20 protein-coding genes and 1 tRNA gene are annotated in these 20,438 nt (G+C 71.4%); 10 read left to right on the forward strand and 11 right to left on the reverse strand.

Annotated features, from left to right (window positions below; genetic code table 11):
• A complete protein-coding gene (locus M3147_RS19350; RefSeq protein ID WP_285873824.1) occupies positions 1 to 135 on the forward strand; it encodes a hypothetical protein in 135 nt (44 codons plus the stop codon).
• 64 nt (positions 136 to 199) lie between these two features.
• On the opposite strand, the gene M3147_RS12490 is transcribed toward M3147_RS19350, so the two are convergent.
• From M3147_RS12490 to M3147_RS12510, 5 genes are read right to left on the reverse strand one after another with little or no spacing between them, the layout of a single operon-like run.
• On the reverse strand, positions 200 to 1,279 hold the full coding sequence (locus M3147_RS12490) for a peptidase C39 family protein (RefSeq protein ID WP_251203795.1): 1,080 nt from the start codon (positions 1,277 to 1,279) through the stop codon (positions 200 to 202).
• A complete protein-coding gene (locus M3147_RS12495) occupies positions 1,276 to 2,910 on the reverse strand; it encodes an ATP-binding cassette domain-containing protein (RefSeq protein WP_251203796.1) in 1,635 nt (544 codons plus the stop codon). The genes M3147_RS12490 and M3147_RS12495 overlap by 4 nt, the downstream gene beginning before the upstream one ends.
• Positions 2,907 to 3,761: an ABC transporter permease gene (locus tag M3147_RS12500; protein WP_251203797.1), complete on the reverse strand. Its 855-nt coding sequence runs from the start codon at positions 3,759 to 3,761 to the stop codon at positions 2,907 to 2,909. Before M3147_RS12500 ends, M3147_RS12495 begins: the two co-directional genes overlap by 4 nt.
• Positions 3,758 to 4,750: an ABC transporter permease gene (locus M3147_RS12505; protein WP_251203798.1), complete on the reverse strand. Its 993-nt coding sequence runs from the start codon at positions 4,748 to 4,750 to the stop codon at positions 3,758 to 3,760. Before M3147_RS12505 ends, M3147_RS12500 begins: the two co-directional genes overlap by 4 nt.
• On the reverse strand, positions 4,747 to 7,398 hold the full coding sequence (locus M3147_RS12510; protein WP_251203799.1) for an ABC transporter substrate-binding protein: 2,652 nt from the start codon (positions 7,396 to 7,398) through the stop codon (positions 4,747 to 4,749). Before M3147_RS12510 ends, M3147_RS12505 begins: the two co-directional genes overlap by 4 nt.
• A gap of 138 nt (positions 7,399 to 7,536) precedes the next feature.
• Here M3147_RS12510 and M3147_RS12515 point away from each other — a divergent pair, with 138 nt between their 5' ends.
• The 3 genes from M3147_RS12515 to cls all read left to right on the forward strand — a co-directional run bounded on the left by M3147_RS12515 (position 7,537) and on the right by cls (position 9,981).
• Positions 7,537 to 8,259 (forward strand): DUF1684 domain-containing protein, encoded by a 723-nt coding sequence (locus M3147_RS12515; protein ID WP_251203800.1) that lies wholly within the window; start codon positions 7,537 to 7,539, stop codon positions 8,257 to 8,259.
• 66 nt (positions 8,260 to 8,325) lie between these two features.
• Positions 8,326 to 8,502 (forward strand): hypothetical protein, encoded by a 177-nt coding sequence (locus M3147_RS12520; RefSeq protein WP_251203801.1) that lies wholly within the window; start codon positions 8,326 to 8,328, stop codon positions 8,500 to 8,502.
• 9 nt (positions 8,503 to 8,511) lie between these two features.
• On the forward strand, positions 8,512 to 9,981 hold the full coding sequence (gene cls / locus M3147_RS12525; protein WP_251203871.1) for a cardiolipin synthase: 1,470 nt from the start codon (positions 8,512 to 8,514) through the stop codon (positions 9,979 to 9,981).
• Between the two features lie 30 nt (positions 9,982 to 10,011).
• On the opposite strand, the gene M3147_RS12530 is transcribed toward cls, so the two are convergent.
• Positions 10,012 to 11,061 carry a pirin family protein gene (locus M3147_RS12530; RefSeq protein ID WP_251203802.1) on the reverse strand — a complete coding sequence of 350 codons (1,050 nt, stop codon included), beginning with the start codon at positions 11,059 to 11,061 and terminating at the stop codon, positions 10,012 to 10,014.
• Between the two features lie 86 nt (positions 11,062 to 11,147).
• Between M3147_RS12530 and M3147_RS12535 the strand changes: the two genes are divergently transcribed.
• From M3147_RS12535 to M3147_RS12550, 4 genes are all read left to right on the forward strand, one after another.
• Entirely contained in the window at positions 11,148 to 11,594 is a 447-nt protein-coding gene (locus tag M3147_RS12535) for a hypothetical protein (RefSeq protein ID WP_251203803.1), read from the forward strand.
• A gap of 164 nt (positions 11,595 to 11,758) precedes the next feature.
• The gene (locus M3147_RS12540) at positions 11,759 to 14,287 is read left to right on the forward strand and encodes an ATP-dependent Clp protease ATP-binding subunit (RefSeq protein ID WP_251203804.1); all 2,529 of its coding nucleotides are present in this window, start codon (positions 11,759 to 11,761) and stop codon (positions 14,285 to 14,287) included.
• Between the two features lie 103 nt (positions 14,288 to 14,390).
• Complete coding sequence (locus tag M3147_RS12545) at positions 14,391 to 14,894, forward strand: amino-acid N-acetyltransferase (protein WP_251203805.1); 504 nt, start codon at positions 14,391 to 14,393, stop codon at positions 14,892 to 14,894.
• A 73-nt stretch (positions 14,895 to 14,967) separates the two neighbouring features.
• Positions 14,968 to 15,609 (forward strand): hypothetical protein, encoded by a 642-nt coding sequence (locus M3147_RS12550; protein WP_251203806.1) that lies wholly within the window; start codon positions 14,968 to 14,970, stop codon positions 15,607 to 15,609.
• A 52-nt stretch (positions 15,610 to 15,661) separates the two neighbouring features.
• Here M3147_RS12550 and M3147_RS12555 read toward each other — a convergent pair whose 3' ends face one another.
• Both M3147_RS12555 and M3147_RS12560 read right to left on the reverse strand, forming a co-directional pair.
• Positions 15,662 to 15,940, reverse strand: a complete 279-nt coding sequence (locus tag M3147_RS12555) for an SHOCT domain-containing protein (RefSeq protein ID WP_251203807.1) — start codon at positions 15,938 to 15,940, stop codon at positions 15,662 to 15,664.
• Between the two features lie 23 nt (positions 15,941 to 15,963).
• Positions 15,964 to 16,623 carry a pentapeptide repeat-containing protein gene (locus M3147_RS12560; protein WP_251203808.1) on the reverse strand — a complete coding sequence of 220 codons (660 nt, stop codon included), beginning with the start codon at positions 16,621 to 16,623 and terminating at the stop codon, positions 15,964 to 15,966.
• 72 nt (positions 16,624 to 16,695) lie between these two features.
• Between M3147_RS12560 and M3147_RS12565 the strand changes: the two genes are divergently transcribed.
• A complete protein-coding gene (locus M3147_RS12565) occupies positions 16,696 to 17,103 on the forward strand; it encodes a dehydrogenase (RefSeq protein WP_251203809.1) in 408 nt (135 codons plus the stop codon).
• A 29-nt stretch (positions 17,104 to 17,132) separates the two neighbouring features.
• Here M3147_RS12565 and radA read toward each other — a convergent pair whose 3' ends face one another.
• Positions 17,133 to 18,497 (reverse strand): DNA repair protein RadA, encoded by a 1,365-nt coding sequence (gene radA / locus M3147_RS12570; protein ID WP_251203810.1) that lies wholly within the window; start codon positions 18,495 to 18,497, stop codon positions 17,133 to 17,135.
• A gap of 9 nt (positions 18,498 to 18,506) precedes the next feature.
• A complete protein-coding gene (locus M3147_RS12575; RefSeq protein ID WP_251203811.1) occupies positions 18,507 to 19,277 on the reverse strand; it encodes an SGNH/GDSL hydrolase family protein in 771 nt (256 codons plus the stop codon).
• A 94-nt stretch (positions 19,278 to 19,371) separates the two neighbouring features.
• Between M3147_RS12575 and M3147_RS12580 the strand changes: the two genes are divergently transcribed.
• Positions 19,372 to 19,462: transfer RNA gene (locus tag M3147_RS12580), tRNA-Ser, on the forward strand.
• 146 nt (positions 19,463 to 19,608) lie between these two features.
• Here M3147_RS12580 and M3147_RS12585 read toward each other — a convergent pair.
• Positions 19,609 to 20,436 carry a hypothetical protein gene (locus M3147_RS12585; protein WP_251203812.1) on the reverse strand — a complete coding sequence of 276 codons (828 nt, stop codon included), beginning with the start codon at positions 20,434 to 20,436 and terminating at the stop codon, positions 19,609 to 19,611.
• Positions 20,437 to 20,438: the final 2 nt, after the last annotated feature.

Consider the following 20,438-nt stretch of genomic DNA (forward strand, 5'->3'; position numbering starts at 1 on the left):
ATGAGCGCCGATCGCCCCGACCGGGATCCGGAGCGTCCGTCGAGTTCGCGGATCATGATCTGGGTCGTGGTCGGGGCGATCGCGCTCTACTTCATCGGCTCCGGCGTCTGGGGCCTGCTGAGCAACGGCGGCTGAGCTGGTTCGCTGAGCTTGTCGAAGCGACGCATTCCCTTCGACGGGCTCAGGGAACCACAGCAGCTCAGCCCCGCTCGACGAAGACGACGCCGCGGTAGCCCGCCTCGCCCCACGCGACCATGCGGTCGAGGTCGGCGTGCGGGATCGGCAGCTCGTGCGTGTCGACCCAGCTCTCGCCGAGATCGGAGCTGATCCACGGATCCTCGATCACGACGACCTCCTCGTCGGCCGCGTGCGCGAGCACCCAGTGCGGGCCGGTCTCGCCGTGCATCGGCGCCTCGTCGATGAGGAGCAGTGCGAGCTCGCCGCCCGCGACCCGGCGGGCGATCTCGGCGACGGCGACGCGCTCGCGCACGACGGGCACGCCGACCGCGTCCGCCTGCCGCTGCGACTCCGACTGCAGCTCCGCCCGGAAGTCGCGCTCGAAGCCGGTGTACGCCTCGATCAGCACGGGGCCGTCGTGGTCGAGGTGCACCTCGACCCGGCGCTCCGGCGGCAGAGTCTCGCGCATGACGACGCCGAGCCCGACCGGCTCGATCGCGGGGTAGTTGCTCGCCCGACGCCAGAACGCGAGCTCGAGGTCGCGGTCGGCGACCGACGGCTCGGGTGCCGTGTCGGACGCGAAGCCGCCCGCCCCGGCCACTTCCGCCGCGAGCAGGCCGGTCACCGCGCCGCAGGTGTACATCGTGGTCTGCGCGTAGTACGGCGCCTCGGCGTGCGGCAGCTCGCGCAGCCAGTGCACGTAGCCGCGGCTGCCGAGGGTGCCCGCCGCCGAGGGATGCGGGGCGTGGAGCTCGCTGAAGCCGCGCTCCCGGGCGAAGCCCGGCAGCTCCTGTCCTGCGGGCACCTCCCACTTCACGGCGGCGTCGCCGTTCGCGACCGCGCGGTCGAGGAGCTCGTCGACGAGCCGCGCCGCAGCCGGGGCATCCGTCTCGCTCCGCCACCACACGTCGACGATCTTCACCGCCGCGGTCGCGCCGCGCCGGGAGCTCAGCACCGCGGCGACGGCGGCGCCGTCGGCGGCGCGGGCGAGGTCGAGCCGCGGGGCGTACGCCTCGCGGGGCAGCTCCCAGCGTGCCGCGCGGGCGGGCCCGAGCGCCGTGCGCAGCTCGTCGTCGAGCCTGGGGGAGAGGGTGGTGGTCATGCCGGGATGGTCCTTCCGTCGGTGCTGGGGTCGTGGCTGAGCGTGCGGTCGCGGTGGGCGGCGGCGACGAGGAGCTTCGTGTACTCCTCGACGGGCGCGTCGAGCACTCGGGCGCACGGGCCCCGCTCGACGACGCGGCCCTGCCAGACGACGGTGACGGTGTCGGCGATCCGGCGCACCACCGCGAGGTCGTGCGAGATGAACAGGATGGCGACGCCGAGTTCCTCGCGGAGCCGGCCGAGCAGGTCCAGGATCTGCGCCTGCACCTGCACGTCGAGGGCCGACACGGACTCGTCGCAGATGAGCAGCCGCGGCCGGGGTGCGAGGGCCCGGGCGATGGCGACGCGCTGCCGCTGCCCGCCCGAGAGCTGCGCCGGGCGCTTGCCCGCGGCGTCGGCGGGGAGCCCGACCGTCTGCAGCAGCTCGGCGACCTCCGAGGGGGCGCGACCGCCGACGGCGAGGGCCTCGCGGAGGATCTGTCCGATCGTCATCATCGGATTGAGCGAGGAGTACGGATCCTGGAACACGATCTGCATCTGCCCGGGGGTGCGCGAGCGGCGGCCGGGCGTGAGCACCGCGCCGTCGAAGGCGATGGTGCCGCCGTCCTCCCGTTCGAGGCCGGCGATGCAGCGGGCGAGCGTCGATTTGCCGGAGCCGGACTCGCCGACGATGCCGACGATCTCGCCGGCCGCGATCTCGAGGTCGACGCCGCCCAGCACCGTGCGCTCGCCGAAGCGCTTCACGACGCCCGTGGCGCGCACGAGCGGCGCGGCGCCGGCCGCCTCGGCGAGCCCGGATGCCTCGGCACGCCCGGCTGCTTCGGCGAGCACGGATGCCTCGGCGTGCACGGGCGCGTCGAGCGCGAGCGCGGGGTCGGCGGCGATGAGCGCCTTCGTGTACTGGTGCTCGGGCGCCGAGAGCACCCGGGCGGTGGCGCCCCGCTCGACGACCTCGCCGTGCCGCATGACGAGCACCTCGTCGGTGCGGCCCCGGACGAGACCGAGGTCGTGCGAGATGAGCAGCATCGCCATGCCCCGCTCGTGCTGCAGCTCCCGCAGCAGGTCGAGGAGCTCGGCCTGGTTCGAGGCGTCGAGCGCCGTGGTCGGCTCGTCGGCGATGAGGAGCCGCGGATCGCTCGCGAGCGCCGCGGCGATGGCGACGCGCTGGCGCATGCCGCCCGAGAGCTCGTGCGGGTGCGCGCGGGCGACCCTGGCGGGGAGGTTCACCTCGTCGAGGCGGCGGGCGACCTCGGTGTCGAGTTCGCGGGCGGGCAGACGCCGGCCCGCCTTCGCCTCGAGGGTCCAGGCGATCTGCGGCCCGCAGCGGTGCACGGGCGACAGGCTCGTGAACGGGTCCTGCAGCAGCAGCGACACCTCGCGGCCGCGCACGGCCCGCCACGAGGCATCCGCCTGGTCCAGCCGGTGCTCCCGCCCGTCGACGCGGAGCGTCCCCGCGGCGCGGAAGCCCGGCGGCAGGAGCCCGACGAGACTCTTCGCCGTGAGCGTCTTGCCCGAGCCGGACTCGCCGATGAGGGCGAGTGAAGCGGCCGGCGCGATCTCGAAGGAGAGCGGCTCGACCATGCGCCCGGCGGGCCCCTCGATGCCGTCGAGGGCGACGTCGATGCCCGTCATGCCAGGCCTCCGCTCCGGGTGAGGCGCTGGCCGAGCCAGTCGCCGACGAGGTTCACGGCGCAGGCGACCGCGATGATGAGCACCGCGGGCACGATCACCGCGGCCGGGTTGTCGAACATGATCGCCCGGCTGTCGGTGAGCTGGCGCCCCCAGTCCGCCGTGCCCGGCGGCACGCCGACGCCGAGGAACGACAGCGAGGAGAACGCGACCAGCGCGAACGCGACGTTCAGCATCGCGTTCGTGATCACGAGCGAGGAGACGTTCGGCAGGATGTGCCGGAACATCACCCGCCAGCGCGACAGCGAGAGCATCTGCGCCGCCTCGATGTAGGGGCGCGCGCTCTGCTCGAGCACGCCGGCCCGCACGATGCGGATGTCGGAAGGGGAGAAGAGCAGCACGAGGAGGGCCACCGTCGTCCAATAGCCGCCGCCGAACACGCCCGACACGACGATCGCGGCGAGCAGCACGGGGAGGGCGAGGAGGAGGTCGGTCCAGCGGCTGATCACGAAGTCGAGCGGGCCGCGCTCGTAGCCGGCGAGGGTGCCGAGCAGGATGCCGAGCAGCATCGAGCCGACCGCGACGCAGACGGGGCCGACGAGGGCCGAGGCCGCGCCCGCGACGGTGAGGGCGAGGATGTCGCGGCCGAGCTCGTCGGTGCCGAGCGGGTGGCCAGGGCTGCCGGCCGGCATGAGGCTCGACAGGATGTCCTGCTTCGTGGCCTCCGGGAACAGCACCGGGCCGAGCACCACCGCGAGGAACGCGGCGGCGAGCACGACGAGGCAGACGATGACGGTGGCGGGCACACCGCGGCGGCGGAACGCCACGCCGACGGCGCCGAGCGAGGCGCTCATGCGGTGCCTCCCTTCGCGCGGACGCGCGGATCGAGCAGCAGGTACGCGAGGTCGGCGAGCAGGGCGATCACCGCGATGACGAGCGCGACGAGCAGGGTGAGCGCCTGCACGACGGCGAGATCCTTGAACAGCACCGAGTCCTGCAGCAGCGTGCCGAGGCCCGGCAGCGCGTAGGTGGTCTCGGCGAGCACGGTGCCGCCGACGAGGAAGGTGAGCAGCAGGCTCGCGCCCGTGACGATCGGGATCGCCGCGTTGCGGAGCGCGAGGCGGCGCACGCGCCCCTCCGGGATGCCGCGGGCCCTGGCGCTCGTCACGTAGTCTGCGTCGAGCTCGCGGAGCATCGCCGTGCGGGTCAGCTTCAGCACGATGGCGCCGAGTCCGGCGGCGAGCGTGATCGCGGGCAGGATCAGGTGGTACAGCGTGTCGAGTGGGCCGCGCCCGCCGCCGTAGACGGGGAAGATCGGCAGGTAGTAGGCGAACACGTAGAGCAGCAGCAGGCCGACCGCGAAGGTGGGGGCGCTCAGGCCGATGACGCCGAGGGCGGTGCCGACGCGGTCGAGGACACCGCCGGCGCGCACGGCGCTCTGCACGCCGAGCGGGATGCCGGTGCCGATCGCGGCGACGAAGGCGAGGCCGCAGAGCGCGAGCGTGAGGCCGAGCCGCGAGCCGATGGCGTCGGCGACGGAGGTCTGCAACCGGATCGACTGGCCGAAGTCGCCCGTCAGCACCCCGCCGAGCCAGCGCAGGTACTGCACGGGCAGCGGGTCGTCGAGGTGGTACTGCTCGCGGATCGCGGCGACCGCCTCGGGGGAGGCCGGCCGGGTGCCGAGCAGGGTCTTCACGAGGTCGCCCGGGGCGAGGTGCAGCATCGAGAAGACGATGATCGACAGGACGAACAGGATGGCGAGGGTGCCGAGCACGCGCACCGCGAGCATCCGGCCGATGGGCCGCAGTCGCGGTGCGCGCGCCGTGGGGAGGGGCTCGGTCACAGCTCGGCGCGGTAGAGGCTGGTCGGCCAGGACGAGATGAACGCGAAGGAGCTGTAGTCGTCGAAGCCGAGGTCCTTCGCGAAGGCGGTGGCCGACTGGCCCCACCAGAGCGGGACGTTCACGACGTCCTCGGCTTGCAGCGTCTCGACCTGCACGAGCAGCTCGGCGCGGGCGACCGGGTCGGACTCGGCGCCGGCCTGGGCCAGCAGCTCGTCGATCTCCGGGTTGCTGTACGCCGAGGGGTTGCCCGGCCCGAGCAGGTAGCTCGGCACCTCGGCGGGGTCGCCGAGGGTCGAGAAGTACCACATCAGGCCGACGCCGTAGCTCGACGAGGCGTCGAGGCTCGCGAGCCACTCCTCGATCGGCACCTCGCGGACGTTCAGGGTGACGCCGATGGAGGCGAGGTTCTCGGCGAGCGACTGCGCGGCGGTGCCGAGCTGCGGGCCGGTCGAGGGGGTGAGCAGCTCCGCCTCGAAGCCGTCGGGGTGGCCGGAGGCGGCGAGCGCCTGCTTGGCGGCGTCGAGGTCGAAGTCGTACTGCGGGATCTCGGCGAGCACCTTGCGGGCCTCGTCGGCGTCGTACGCCTTGCCGAGCGACTCCGGCGTCATGATCGCGGTCGCGGCCTCGCCGTGCCCGCGGAGGAGCTTGTCGACGACGGCGTCGCGGTCGACGGCGTGCGCGAAGGCCTCACGCACCTTGGGGTCGTCGAAGGGCGGCAGCGAGGTGTTGAAGTACAGGCCCACGTAGGAGAGGTCGTTCACGTACTCGACCCGCATGGTGTCGAGCTTCTCCCACTGGCTGGCCTGGGCGAGCGGCACGTTGAACGCGACGTCGACGTCGCCCGACTGGGCGGCGAGCAGGCGCGTGGACTCGTCGGGGATGAACTCGACCGTGATCGACTTCACCTTGGGCAGCTCGCCCCACCAGGTGTCGACGCGCTCGAGCTGCACGTGCGAGTCGGGCACGAACTCGGTGACCTGGTAGGGACCCGTGCCGAGCAGCAGCGAGTCGGCGGTGCCGACCTTGCCCGCGTTCTGCTCCCAGAACGCCTGCGAGCTGATGAAGGCGGCGCCGCCGGAGCTCATGTTCGAGGCGAAGGCGGCGTCGGGCGCGGTGAGCGTGATGGTCACCTCCTGCTCGTCGGTCTTCTCGATGGTGTCGACGCCCGCGAGGTAGTAGGCGAGCCCGGGGGAGACCGTCTCGTCGCGGGCCTGTTCGAGGCTGTAGACGACGTCGTCGGCGGTGACCGGGGTGCCGTCCTGGAACTCGGCGTCGTCGCGGAGCTCGTAGACGTAGGTCACGTCGTCGGTCTGCTCCCAGGACTCGGCGAGCCCGGGCTGCACGCGGCCCTGCGCGTCGACGGAGACGAGGCCCTCCTGCGCGATGGAAGCGATGTAGTAGTTCAGGATGCCGGCCTCCTGGCCGACGTAGAGGTTCGACAGCGAACCGGGGAGCGCGACCGTGATGTGGTCGATCTCCTCGCCGGTGTCGGCGCCGGTACCGGGGTCGGGGGCGCCGGTCGCGCAGGCGGCCAGCAGCAGCACGCCGGCTGCGGCGGCGCCCGCGCGCGCGGCGCGGGAACGCGGGGAAACGGACATGGGGGAATCCTCCTGGAGGGGTCGGGGGAGCGGAGCGAGGGCGATGGGTTGCGCGAAGCGCGCACGGTGCCCGTGCGAACGGCGGCGGGCGTCGGCGAGCGCCTCGACCTCGAGTCCGTTCGGACGGCGTGCGGCGAGCATGCGGAGGCTCGCCGCGACGGCGGGGATGGCGCTCGCCTCGGCGAGCGTCAGGGCGACGGTGCGGGTGGAGCACGCCGGGCTGAGACCGAGCGCGCGCACGCCCGGCGGGGGAGCGGTGACGAACGTGCGCTCCGGCAGGAACGCGACGCCGAGACCGCCGGCGACGAGCGCGAGCGCGGCGTCGGGGCGGGAGACGTGCAGATCGTTGGGCGCCACATCGCGGCCGACGAGCTCGGCCACGAGCGCCGAGCGGGTGCCGTCGCCGAAGATCCAGGGGAGCCCGGTGAGCGCGGATGCCGCGACGCGCGCGTCGAGGGCGCCCGCCTCGCTCGTGGGCACCGCGGCGATGAGCTCTTCGGCGTAGAGGAAGGTCGGCCGCAGTCCCGACCGGCGCAGTCGCGCGCCGCGTTCGCCGGCGTCGCTCGTGATGACGGCGATGTCGGCGCGACCGGAGCGGACGAGTTCGGGCGCCTCCTCGGTGCCGGCCTCGACGAGGCGCGCCTCGACGCCGGGCAGTTCGGCCGCGATGCGGGCGAGCGCCGGGGCGATGGTCGTCGCGATCGCTTCGGCGGGGGCGGCGATGCGCACGGTGCCGACCCGGTGGCCGAGCGCGCGGGCGAGTTCGGTGGCTGCGGCGGTGAGGCTCGCATCGATGCGCGGGGCATGGGTCGCGAGCAGTGCGCCGATCGGGGTGAGCGCCGCCGAGCGGGCGGTGCGGGCGACGAGCGCGGTGCCGAGTCGTGACTCGAGGCGCTGCACGTGCTGGGTGATGGTCGGCTGGCTGTAGCCGAGGGAACGGGCGGCCGCGCTGATCGACCCGGTGCGATCGATCGCGACCAGGATTCGCAGCGAGTGCACGTCGAGCGCTCGGGTCAGCGCGTCGATTTCGACGAAGCCATCATCGTCCATAGGGGAAGGCTATAGATGTTCATGTTTCGATGGCGTAACAATATGTAGGCCGGCGTCACCCCACGTCGCAGACGAACTGCCACGATGAGCTGGCACGATGAACTGAGCAGGCACGACGACGAGACACAGCGAGGTGGCATGGATCTGCGGGCGGCGCACGAGGACTGGCTGCGGGAGCGCGAGGAGCGGGTGTGGGGCGAGCGGGGCATCGCGAGCCTCGCGGCCACGCACTGGCTCTGGAGCGAGCCGCTCGAGCTCGAGGGGATCCCCGGCCGCTGGCACGCGGCTGACGGACTCGTCGTCGGCGAGGCGATCGACGGCGCCGACGACGGTGCGGCGCTCCGGCTCGCGCCCGGCGAGGAGGCCGAGCTTCCCGGCATCCTGGTCCGTGCCTTCGAACGCGACGGCTCGTTCGCACTGCGCGTGCTCGACCCCGGCGCCGCGGCCAAGCGCGGCATCTCGCGGATCGAGCGCTTCCCGCTCGACCCGGCGGCGCGCGTGCCGGGCCTCGTGCGCCGCCGCACGAGCGAGCAGCCGACCACATCGGTCGACGGGCACCTGGCGACTGGCGAGTTCGACGCGGTGGTCGAGCTGGAGCTCGACGGCGAGCCCGTGGCGCTCGCCGTGCAGGAGGACGAGGGCTGGTACTTCGCCGCGTTCTCGGATGCGACGAGCGGCGGGGAGAGCCATCCCTTCCGATTCCTCCGCTTCCCGGTCCCCGAGGGCGAGCAGGCGATGGTCGACTTCAACCGGGCCTTCCTGCCGCCGTGCGCCTTCTCCGACCACTACGTCTGCGTGCTCCCGGTGCCCGGCAACCGCTGGACGGTGCCGGTTCGGGCCGGCGAACGCGTCGTCGCGTGACCCGGTGAGGCGGATTCCCCGGCTGAGGCGGGATTTCCCGGCGAAGCCGTATATCCTGATGGGGCTATGGACGACTTCTGGGCGAATGCGATCTGGTCGCTGGCGCCGACCGTGCTCATCGGACTCATCTTCTGGTTCGTGATGCGGGCGCTCATGCGCGCCGATCGCAACGAACGCAAGGCGTACGCCCGCATCGAAGCCGAAGAGCGCGCGAAGCGGGCGCGCGAGCGCCCCGCCGGCTAGGTCTCCGTGATCACGGGGGAGCAGGCGGCGCTGATCGTCGCCGGCATCGTCATCCTGATCGATCTCGTCGTGCGCGTCGTCGCCGTCATCGTCGTTCCCCGAAACCGCCGGCCCACCGCCGGCATGGCCTGGCTCCTCGCCATCTTCTTCATCCCGATCCTCGGGGTGCTCTTCTTCCTGCTCATCGGCAACCCGAAGCTGCCTCGCGGCCGGCGCAAGCGCCAGGCCGAGGTCGACCGCTTCATCCGGGAGTCCACCCACGGCGTCGAGCGCGCGAGCGACCCGGCCGGCTGGCCCGACTGGTTCGAAGGCGTCGTGCGCCTGAACCGCAACCTCGGCGCGATGCCGCTGATCGGCTCGAACAGCGCCCAGCTCATCGGCGACTACGAGGGCTCGCTCGCGGCGATGACCGACGCCGTGCACGACGCGAAGCGCTACGTGCACGTCGAGTTCTACATCTTCGCCTACGACCGCACCACGGCCGCCTTCTTCGACGCCCTCGGCGACGCGGTCGCCCGCGGCGTCGAGGTGCGGGTACTGCTCGACCACATCGCCTCCGCCCGGGTCGCCGGATACCGCAAGACCCTCCGCAAGCTCGACGAGATGGGCGTGCACTGGCAGCTCATGCTGCCCGTGCAGCCGTGGCGCTGGAAGTACCAGCGGCCCGACCTCCGCAACCACCGCAAGATCCTGGTGGTCGACGGCGAGGTCGGCTTCCTCGGCTCGCAGAACGTCATCGACCGCAGCTACAACAAGAAGAGCAACCAGCGCCGGGGGCTCAAGTGGAAGGAACTCGTGGCCCGCCTCGAAGGCCCGATCGTCGCCGGACTCGACGCGATCTTCGCGACCGACTGGTACCTCGAGACCGACGAGCCGCCCCAGCGCGACGAGCTCGACGACGCCTTCTCCCAGCCTGGCGAGGCCCAGGACCTCGACTGCCAGGTGGTGCCCTCCGGCCCCGGGTTCCCGAACGAGAACAACCTGAAGCTCTTCCTCGCCCTGCTCTACGCCGCGCGCGAGAAGCTCATCATCACCTCGCCGTACTTCGTGCCGGACGAGGCCATGCTCCGGGCGATCAGCGGCGCGACGCAGCGCGGCGTGCACGTCGAGCTCTTCGTCTCCGAGATCGGCGACCAGGCCCTCGTCTACCACGCCCAGCGTTCCTACTACGAGGCGCTCCTCCGCGCCGGCGTGCGCATCTACATGTACCAGGCGCCCTACATCCTGCACGCGAAGCACTTCACCGTCGACGACGACGTCGCGGTGATCGGGTCGTCCAACATGGACATCCGCTCCTTCGAGCTGAACGCCGAGGTGTCGCTGCTCGTGCGCGGCGCCTCGTTCGTGCGCGAGATGCGGCAGATCGAGGACGGCTACCGCCGCGACAGCCGCGAGCTCACCCTCGACGAGTGGCTGAAGCAGCCGCTGCGCTCGACCGTGCTCGACAACCTCGCGAGGCTCACCTCGGCGCTCCAGTAGGGCAGGATCGCGCAGCGGCGCGGGCCGGGCTCAGCTGCGCGGCTTCAGCCGCACCGTCGGGAGCTCGGGGGCCGGCAGGGCGTCGCCCGGGTAGTCCGCGACGGTGCCGAAGCGCCCGTCGGGGTTGTCGCGGCCGATCACCTCCGCCTGCCACTGACGCCGGAACTCGGCGACCTCCTCGTGGCTGCGGCCGATGAAGTTCCACCACATCACGAGCTCCTCGCCGAACGGCGTGCCGCCGAGGAGCACCACGCGCACGGGCTCGTCGCCCGCCTGCAGCCGGACGCCCTCGTGCCGGGGCGGCAGGTAGCCGAGCTCGGCGCGCTCGAGCGTCGCCTGGTGCCCGGCGACCGCGAGCGGGTCGCCGCCCACGAGCCGATCGAGGTCCTCGTCGTCGGTCGCCGCGATCGCGAGGTGCACCGGACCGCGATCGACCAGGATGCCGTGCTCGAAGCCGGCGTCGAGCTCGATCCAGGCCTCGCCGCCCGCCGGGAGGTCGATCTGGGCCGCGACGAGCGGGGTGAAGACCGTGACGGGCGCCTCATCGTCGAGACCGGGCAGCGTGCCGACGAAGACGCGAACCACGGCGTCGTCGACGGTCGCCTCGCCGACCTCGGCGTGCTCGAAGAACGGCGACACGTCGCGCGACGCATCGGGGAGCGCGACCCAGAGCTGCACGCCGTGCAGGGTGGTGGTCGCCGGCGTCGAGACCTCGGAGTGCGAGATGCCGTGCCCCGCGGTCATGAGGTTCACGGCGCCCGGCCGGACCAGCGCGTGACTGCCCGTCGAGTCGCGGTGCTCGATCTCGCCCTGGAACAGCCAGCTCACCGTCTGCAGCCCGGTGTGCGGATGCGGGGGCACCACCATGCCGCCCGTCTCCGCCACGTCGTCGGGCCCGTAGTGGTCGGCGAAGCACCACGCGCCGATCGTCGTCCGGCCGCGCTGCGGCAGCGTGCGGCGCACCGGCATCGCGCGGGGGCCGCCGAGCGGCACGTCCCGCGGCCGGAGCACCTCGACCGCGGACCCGGCGGCCTCGGCGTGGCATCGCAGTTCGACCGGGTCGCGCTCGAGGTTGCTCATGCGAGGCATCCTATGCCTGCCCGAGGGGCCCACCGCCCTCGTCGTGCCGCTTCGATCGGGTCCCCGCCAGCCGATAGCATGGGCGCATGGTTTCTTCCACGGGCATCCGTCGTGCGTCGCTGGCCGCTGCTGCGCTGGCCTCGGTCTTCCTGCTTTCGGCGTGCGCGCCGGGCACCAGCCCGGTCGAGAACTTCCCGGGCCTGCCCGAGTCCGAGCACGGCGAGTCCGGGCACGAGACCGGCGGCGAAGAGAGCCCGCTGCAGGCGCAGTGGCTCGAGCTCGGCGGCAAGCTCGCCGTCACCACCTTCGGCTCCTCGACCTGCCCCGTCATCGGCACCGACATCAAGGTGATCGAGCCGGCCGGCGAGGGCAACACAGTCGAGATCGTGGTGCCCGAGCCCGACGCGACGCAGCCCTGCACCATGGACTACGTGCCGCACACCACGGTCTTCTGGACGCCGATGAACGTCACCACCACCGAGAAGCTCACCGTGCGCCTCGGCGACGAGCAGACGGTCGTGCCGATCAAGTAGCGGCCCCGGACTCTCTGACGGGCCGTCGGCGCTGCACGCGCCGGCGGCCCGTCGTCGTTCGTCAAGTCCGGTGCGCCCACGGCGAACAGCGCCCCGCGAGCCATCCGCCTTGTTTACGCTCGTTGTATCGATGCCACACAGCCGGCGTCGACGAGGAGTTGATGATGTTCGAGAGATTCACCGACCGCGCCCGCCGTGTCGTCGTCCTGGCCCAAGAAGAGGCCAAGATGCTGAACCACAACTACATCGGCACCGAGCACATCCTGCTCGGCCTCATCCACGAGGGCGAGGGCGTCGCCGCGAAGGCGCTCGAGTCGCTCGGCATCTCGCTCGACGCCGTGCGCGAGCAGGTGCAGGACATCATCGGTCAGGGCCAGCAGCAGCCCACCGGGCACATCCCCTTCACCCCGCGCGCCAAGAAGGTGCTCGAGCTGTCGCTGCGCGAGGCGCTGCAGCTCGGCCACAACTACATCGGCACCGAGCACATCCTCCTCGGCCTCATCCGCGAGGGCGAGGGCGTCGCGGCCCAGGTGCTCGTGAAGCTCGGCGCCGACCTCAACCGGGTGCGCCAGCAGGTCATCCAGCTCCTCTCCGGCTACCAGGGCAAGGAGCAGGTGCAGGTCGGCGCGAACGAGCAGCAGCAGGCCCAGGGCGGCTCGCAGATCCTCGACCAGTTCGGCCGCAACCTCACCCAGGCCGCCCGCGAGGGCAAGCTCGACCCGGTCATCGGGCGCGAGAAGGAGATCGAGCGGGTCATGCAGATCCTCTCCCGCCGCTCCAAGAACAACCCCGTCCTCATCGGCGAGCCCGGCGTCGGCAAGACCGCCGTCGTCGAAGGGCTCGCGCAGGCCATCGTGAAGAACGAGGTGCCCGAGACGCTGAAGGACAAGCAGCTCTACTCCCTCGACCTCGGCTCGCTCATCGCGGGCAGCCGCTACCGGGGTGACTTCGAAGAGCGCCTGAAGAAGGTCACGAAGGAGATCCGCACCCGCGGCGACATCATCGTCTTCATCGACGAGATCCACACCCTCGTCGGCGCCGGTGCGGCCGAGGGCGCGATCGACGCGGCCTCCATCCTGAAGCCCCTGCTCGCCCGCGGCGAGCTGCAGACCATCGGTGCGACGACCCTCGACGAGTACCGCAAGCACTTCGAGAAGGACGCGGCCCTCGAGCGGCGCTTCCAGCCGATCCAGGTCAACGAGCCGAGCCTGCCGCACGCCATCAACATCCTGAAGGGGCTGCGCGACCGCTACGAGGCGCACCACAAGGTGTCGATCACCGACGGCGCGATCGTCGCCGCGGCGAACCTCGCCGACCGGTACATCTCCGACCGCTTCCTGCCCGACAAGGCGATCGACCTGATCGACGAGGCCGGCGCCCGCCTGCGGCTCTCGATCCTCTCCAGCCCGCCGGAGCTGCGCGAGTTCGACGAGAAGATCGCCACGGTGCGCGCCGCGAAGGAGACCGCGATCGAGGAGCAGGACTTCGAGAAGGCCGCGTCGCTCCGCGACGAGGAGAAGAACCTCCTCGGCGAGCGGCTGCGCCTCGAGAAGCAGTGGAAGTCGGGCGACGTCAAGACCACCGCGGTCGTCGACGAGGGCCTGATCGCCGAGGTGCTCGCCCAGGCCACCGGCATCCCGGTGTTCAAGCTCACCGAGGAGGAGTCGAGCCGGCTCGTCTTCATGGAGAAGGCGCTGCACGAGCGCGTCATCGGCCAGGAGGACGCGATCGCCGCGCTCAGCCGCACGATCCGCCGCACCCGCGCCGGCCTCAAGGACCCGAAGCGCCCCTCGGGCTCGTTCATCTTCGCCGGGCCCACCGGCGTCGGCAAGACCGAGCTCGCCAAGGCGCTCGCCGAGTTCCTCTTCGACGACGAGGCGGCGATGATCTCGCTCGACATGTCGGAGTACGGCGAGAAGCACACGGTCTCGCGCCTGTTCGGCGCCCCTCCCGGCTTCGTCGGCTTCGAGGAGGGCGGCCAGCTCACCGAGAAGGTGCGCCGCAAGCCGTTCTCCGTCGTGCTCTTCGACGAGATCGAGAAGGCGCACCCCGACATCTTCAACTCGCTGCTGCAGATCCTCGAGGAGGGTCGGCTCACCGACGGTCAGGGTCGCGTCGTCGACTTCAAGAACACCGTCATCATCATGACGACGAACCTCGGCACGAAGGACATCTCGGGCGGCCCCGTCGGCTTCCAGATGGAGGGCGACTCGCGCACGGGCTACGACCTCATGCGCGCGAAGGTCAACGAGGAGCTGAAGAAGCACTTCAAGCCGGAGTTCCTGAACCGCGTCGACGACATCATCGTCTTCCCGCAGCTCTCGAAGCCCGAGCTGAAGCAGATCGTCGACCTCTTCATCAAGCGGCTCGGCGAGCGCATGCTCGACCGCGACATGACGATCGAGCTCACCTCCGAGGCGAAGGACCGCCTGATCGAGGTCGGGTTCGACCCGGCGCTCGGCGCCCGACCGCTGCGCCGCGCGGTGCAGCGCGAGGTGGAGGACCGCCTGTCCGAGAAGATCCTGCACGGCGAGCTCAACTCGGGCGACCACGTGAAGGTCGACTTCCAGGACGGCGAGTTCGTCTTCGTGACGACGCAGCGGGCCCTGCCCGCGAACGTCGGCGTCAACACGAACGCGGCGCTCGGCACGGGTTCGGCGACGCCCGACCTGGCGGCCGCCTCCGGCGAGTAGTCCTCACCGTCCTACCCCGGATGCCCCGTGCTCGACGAGCACGGGGCATCCGCCGTTCCCGGCCGTTTTCCCTCGACGAGCCGCGCGGTCCTACGATTGGGCGATGACCGACTTCACGGTGCGCCGGGCGCGCACGAGCGATGTGCCGAGGATCATCGAGGTCGTGGAGCCGTTCGTCAGCCGACGAATCCTGCTCGGCAAGGAGCGGGTCGATCTGTACGGCGCGATCCAGGAGTTCCGCATCGCGGAGGACGCCGAGGGCCGCGTCATCGGCGCCGGCGCCCTGCACGTGATCTGGGAGGACCTCGGCGAGGTGCGCACCCTCGCCGTCGCCGAGGAGTGGCTCGGCCGCGGCGTCGGGCGTGCGCTCCTCGACGCGCTCGAGCGCGACGCCCGCGAGCTCGGCCTGTCGCGGTTGTTCTGCCTGACCTTCGAGGTGGGCTTCTTCGGCCGCAACGGCTTCGAGGACATGGGCGAGGAGACCGTCGACCCCGAGGTGTACGCGGAGCTCGTGCGCTCCCACGACGAGGGCGTGGCGGAGTTCCTCGATCTCGCCCGGGTGAAGCAGAACACGCTCGGCAACACCCGCATGCTGAAGCGCCTCTGAGCCCGACTGGGGGATGCCCCGGCGCGCCGCGTGCCTCACCGCCGCCGCGCGCCGCTGGACGTACCCTGTGGCCATGTCGACGAACCCTGCACCGAACGGGCGCCTCTCGCCCGCGGTGTACCGGCGCCGCCGGCTGATCGTGCTCCTCGGGGTCGTCGCGGTGATCGTCGCGATCGTGCTGATCATCGTGCGACCGGGCTCCAGCCAGGGCGACGAGAAGACGGCGCCGCCGACGGACAAGACCGCGGATGCCCCGGCCAGCACCGCCCCCGAGACGGTCATCCCGACCGAGGAGACCGCCGCCGACGGCGCCCCCTGCGACCCTGCGCAGGTCCTCGTCGAGGCGGTGACCGACATGGGGCAGTACCAGGCGGGCGAGCAGCCGCAGCTCTCGGTGTCGATCACGAACACCGGCAAGAACGTCTGCGTCATGAACGCCGGCACCGCGGTGCAGGAGTTCACGATCCGCAGCGGCGACCAGGTCTACTGGCGCTCGAGCGACTGCCAGAGCGACGCCGTGGACGCGCAGGTCTCGCTCACGCCCGGCACGCCGGTGAGCTCGGCCGTGCCGATCGTGTGGGATCGCACCAGTTCCTCGGCGGACACCTGCACCGGCGCGCGCGAGGCTGTGCCCGCCGACGGCGCCTCGTACCACCTCGAGGTCTCCGTCGACGGCATCACCTCGGCCGAGACGAAGCAGTTCCTGCTGTACTGAGCTCCCGGAGCCTGTACTGAGCTCCCGGAGCGGCTGGCCTGCGGGACCGCCGTCAGAGCTCGCCGAGGATGCGCGCGCGGGTCTGCTCGTACTCCGCGTCGCTGATGCGGCCCTGATCGCGCAGGCGATCGAGTTCCGCGAGGCGGTCGGAGGCGCTCGGCGCGGGTGCCGGTGCGGTCTGGGGCGGGTACGGGCTCACGGGGGACGCCGGGGGCGCGGTGCTGCGCGAGACGCGCACCACGACGAGCACGATCACCGCGACGATCGCGAGGGGCACGAGCACCATGCCGAGGATGATGAGCGCGTGCCAGCCGTCGAATCCCATGAACATGGCTCGAGCCTAGTGCCGGAGGATCAGCGGTCTTCGATGCGCAGGCCGAGCTGGGCGGCGAAGTGCTCGGCGAGCGCGGCGGCCTGCTGCGAGTCGATCGTCGCGCCGGCGAGGCCCTCGAGGCTGCGGATGGCGCGGATCTCGAGCCCGCGCAGGTCGACGTCCTGCATGGTCGTGCGGGTGACGACGAGCTCGCCGACCGTGCAGTCCTCGAAGGCGACGCGCGCGAGGGTCGCCTCGCCGAGGTCGAGCTCGTCGAAGCTGCACCCGCGGAACAGCACGTCGCGAAGCCCGGCGGCGCGGAGGTTCACCCAGCCGAGCTTGGACTGCTCGACGACGAGCGAGTGCAGTTCGGCGTCGTAGAGCTCGGCCGAGCCGATGCGGGAGCCCTCGATGCGCACGTCGCGGAACGTCGAACGGGCGGCGGAGAACACCGGGGCGTTCAGCCGCTCGATGCGCGTCTCGAGGAAGCGGGCGGCGCGGAACGAGGCCTCGTGCGCGTGCCACCCCACGAGTTCGCACTCGGAGAACGTCGCGCCGGAGAGGTCGCGGCCCTCGAGCTCGGCGTCGACGAACCGGAGCCCCTCGACGGTGCGCTGCGGGCCGAGCTCGGCGGCGTCGCCGGCCTGGAGGTCGTCGAGGCGGAGCGGGTCGATCTGGGGTGCGCGGGTGGGCTTGGGCATGCGAGCACGGTACCGGCGGGGACCGACATCGAGGGACGGATGCCGCCTGTCGGCGCGGCTACGCTGGAAGGCATGGCAGGCAAGGGCAAAAAGAAGGCGCAGGAGCCGCTCGAGTTCCGCTCGCAGGCGCTCGCCGAGGCGCTCGAACGGCAGGACATGGCCGCGGTCGCCCTCGCCCTCCGGCACGGCAACACCGTGGTGCCGCTCGTGAAGCCGGGCCCCCGCGACCGCCCGCTCGACGGTGGAGAGGTGTGGACCTACCGCGACCCGAAGACGGGTGAGGTCGCGTTGCTCCTCTTCAGCGACGCCGAGCACAAGCCGGCCAACCTGCCGCCTGCCGTCGGGCTGCAGAGCCCGGCGTGGTTGCGCAGCTTCCTGAAGCGCTACGAGTCCACGATCACCACGGTGTTCCTCGACATCGCCGGCCCGCACCCGATGCAGGCGCCCCCGGGCGAGCTGCTGCGGGCGCTCGAGGCGTAGCCCCGGGCCCACGCCTTCGGGGGGAGCGATCAGAACGCGGCGTCGAGCTCCCGCTCGCGTGAGCCCTTCGCCGCGAGCATCGCCCGCTCGACCGCGGCGCGCACGCTGCCCGCCTCGACGTCGAGGATCGAGGTGTAGCCGAGTCGGCGAGCCTCGGTGGCGCGCTGCGCCGCCGCCGCGACGGGACGCACCTCGCCCGCCAGGCTGATCTCGCCGAAGGCGGCGAGCTCGTGCGGTACGGCCCGGTCGCGCATCGCCGAGGCGATGGCCACCGCGATCGCGAGGTCGGCCCCCGGCTCGATCAGACGGACCCCGCCGACGGTCGAGACGTAGACGTCGTGCTCGCCGAGCGCCTTGAGCCCGGCCCGCCGTTCGAGCACGGCGAGGATCATCGCCACGCGCGAGGGGTCGACCCCGTTCACCACGCGGCGCGGCTGCGGCGCCTTCGTCGCGACGACGAGCGCCTGCACCTCGACGGGCAGGGCCCGGCGGCCCTCGAGCGCCACGGTGACGCAGGTGCCGCTCACCGAGGTGCGGGCGCGGCTGAGGAACAGGCCAGACGGGTCGGGCACCTCGGCGATGCCGTCGCCGGTCATCTCGAAGCAGCCGACCTCGTCGGTGGGGCCGAAGCGGTTCTTGAGTGCGCGCACGAAACGCAGGGCCGTCTGCCGGTCGCCCTCGAAGTGGCAGACGACGTCGACGAGGTGCTCGAGCAGGCGGGGACCGGCGATCGTGCCGTCTTTCGTGACGTGGCCCACGAGCAGCAGCGGCAGGTCTCGCTCTTTGGCGACGCGGATGAGGGTCGACGCGACCTCGCGCACCTGGCTGGGTTGGCCGGGCAGGCCGTCGACGAGGGAGCTCGCGACCGTCTGCACCGAGTCGACGATGAGGAGTTCGGGGGAGACCTCGTCGATCTGGCCGAGCACGGTGGCGAGGTCGGCCTCGGCCGCGAGGTAGAGCTCGTCGTGCAGCGCACCGGTTCGGCCGGCGCGAAGGCGCACCTGGGCGGCCGACTCCTCGGCGCTGACATAGAGCACCCGGCGGCCGCCCGCCGCGACGCGCGCGGCGACCTCGAGCAGCAGCGTGGACTTGCCGACACCGGGCTCGCCGGAGAGCAGGATGGCGGCGCCCGCGACGATGCCGCCGCCGAGCACCCGGTCGAACTCGCCGATGCCGCTCGGCCGGTGGCTCGTGGCCGCGACCTCAATGTGCGCGATCGGGCGGGCCGCCTGCGACGGCGCGATGGCGGCGGCCTTGACGGTGCGGGTGATGCCCGTGGGCGCTGCGGCCTCGATGACCGTGCCCCACTGCTGGCACTCGGCGCAGCGACCGACCCATTTGGCGGTGCTCCACCCGCACTCGGTGCAGCGGAAAGCGGTGCTCGTTCGGGCCATGCCCAGAGCCTAGCCGCGGCCCCCGACACCGCCGGTCAGCTGGTGCAGGCGCGAGATCACCGCCGGGCGGAATGCCCCCGCCCAGACCCGGTAGCCGCGGTCGTTCGGGTGGAACCAGTCCTTCGCGAATCCGGTCAGGATGCCGCGCACGCCCTGCCGCTTCGTGGACTCGTGCAACGGCACGACCGTGAGCCCGCGCGCCGCCGCCTCCCGGCGGACGATCGCGTTCGCCTCGGCGACCTTGCGCTCGTTCGCCGGGAAGTAGAAGTACGGCAGGTCGGCCACCACGGCGTGCTTCGGGACCGCGTCGAACACGGCGCGGATGCCCTCGGCGAAGGCCGCGGCATCCCAGTCGGCGATGTCGTTCGCGCCGATCGCGACGGTGACGACGTCGGGGCGGAGCTTGCCGAATCGGGGGAGCTGGTCGCGCACCGCGAGACCGACGGTCGCGCCGGAGACGCTGAGGTTCACGACCCGGATCGTGCGGCCGCTGCGGCTGCGCAGCTCGTCGGCGAGGAGCCCGACGTAGCCGAGGTCGGGGCGGCTCGCGCCGATGCCCTGGGCGGCGCTGTCGCCGATCGCGACGTAGAGCAGCTCGCCCCGGGTTTTCGCGAGATCCCGCCACCACTTCGAGTGCACGGGGAGCGTCTCGTTCAACACCGCGGACTGCTCGCGCCGGCGCTCGCCGAAGGCGCGCCAGCCGAGCGCCCCGACGGCCGCGGCGGCGCCGACGCCTCCCGCGACGAGCGCGATGGTGGCGAGACGGTGCGGCGCAGGCATGCGACGAAACTATGGGTGTCCGCTGAACGTCGGCTGAACCATCCGGTGCTCGTTCGTTTTGGTCAGCCGCGACGGATCGTCTACTATCGATCCCGGTGACGTGTCCGAGCGGCCGAAGGTGCAACTCTCGAAAAGTTGTGTAGGGTAACCCCCTACCGTGGGTTCAAATCCCACCGTCACCGCCATGGAAACCCCCGCGATTCCCTTGAAAACACAGGGATCGCGGGGGTTTTGCTTTGCCCGAACGTGCTCAGCAGTAACTCTGCGGTAACAGGATATTTCTACCTTGCCAATCGACCGGCCGAACGAACGGGCGGCATCAAACCACCGATCACACGACTTCAGCGTCGTCGGATCGCTCTGCAGCACGTCGCAGGGCCTCTATTGCATCCTCACTGACTCGGTTGAGCGTCTGTGCGAATTGTAGGACGGTGACATGCAGCAGCTGAACCGCCGACCCGGGCACCGGCGACGTCGAGAGGTGGCGCAGCATCATGTACGAGAAGTGGCTGAGATCACTCAGCATTCCCCAGGTCACGCGCTCTACGCTCTTGTCGCCGTATGCGGCCGTGATCGGTGCGCTCGTCGCAAGCTGTGCTGTGACATCGCGAGGATCGAGACGGAGTCGGCCCGCAAGGTCGGCGAAGTGCGCACGGAAGTCTTCCCGCTCTTGTCGAACGTGCGTGTCGAGCTTCCCACCGAGTTCGGCCGTGAGCGCGCCGTGGCCAAGCGCGGTGGCGGCGAGAAGCAGATGGTTCTTCGAAAAGTAGAGCGCATCCTGGTGGATTGCTCGTAGTCCACGAGTTAGTCGTTCATCGCGCGATGACGGTTCTTGTAGCCACATGATCGTCGTAGTGTCCTCAAGCGCCGCGCGCATGAGGGGATACATGACTGTCGCGTCGAGATGGAGTTTTCCCGGCTCGGTATCGAAGACCCAACGGTGTAGCCCGCGAAGCATCCGTGCCGTGTTCCAGGCGCGCTCCTGAACGTAGTGCGAAACGACGGGCGGCGGATCGATGACTGCAGCGGCAGCCGTATCGAGCTGTGCACGAGACCCTTCGGTGAACCCAGCGTCAGCAAGCTGCTGAAAGCTGGCGGCGAGGTCGCTCCAGCGATCACACTCCACCCACAGCGCCGCGACGACCTCATCAGGATCCATTG

Origin of the sequence: Agromyces mediolanus (genome assembly GCF_023715325.1) — a bacterium.
Classification (GTDB): domain Bacteria; phylum Actinomycetota; class Actinomycetes; order Actinomycetales; family Microbacteriaceae; genus Agromyces; species Agromyces mediolanus_A.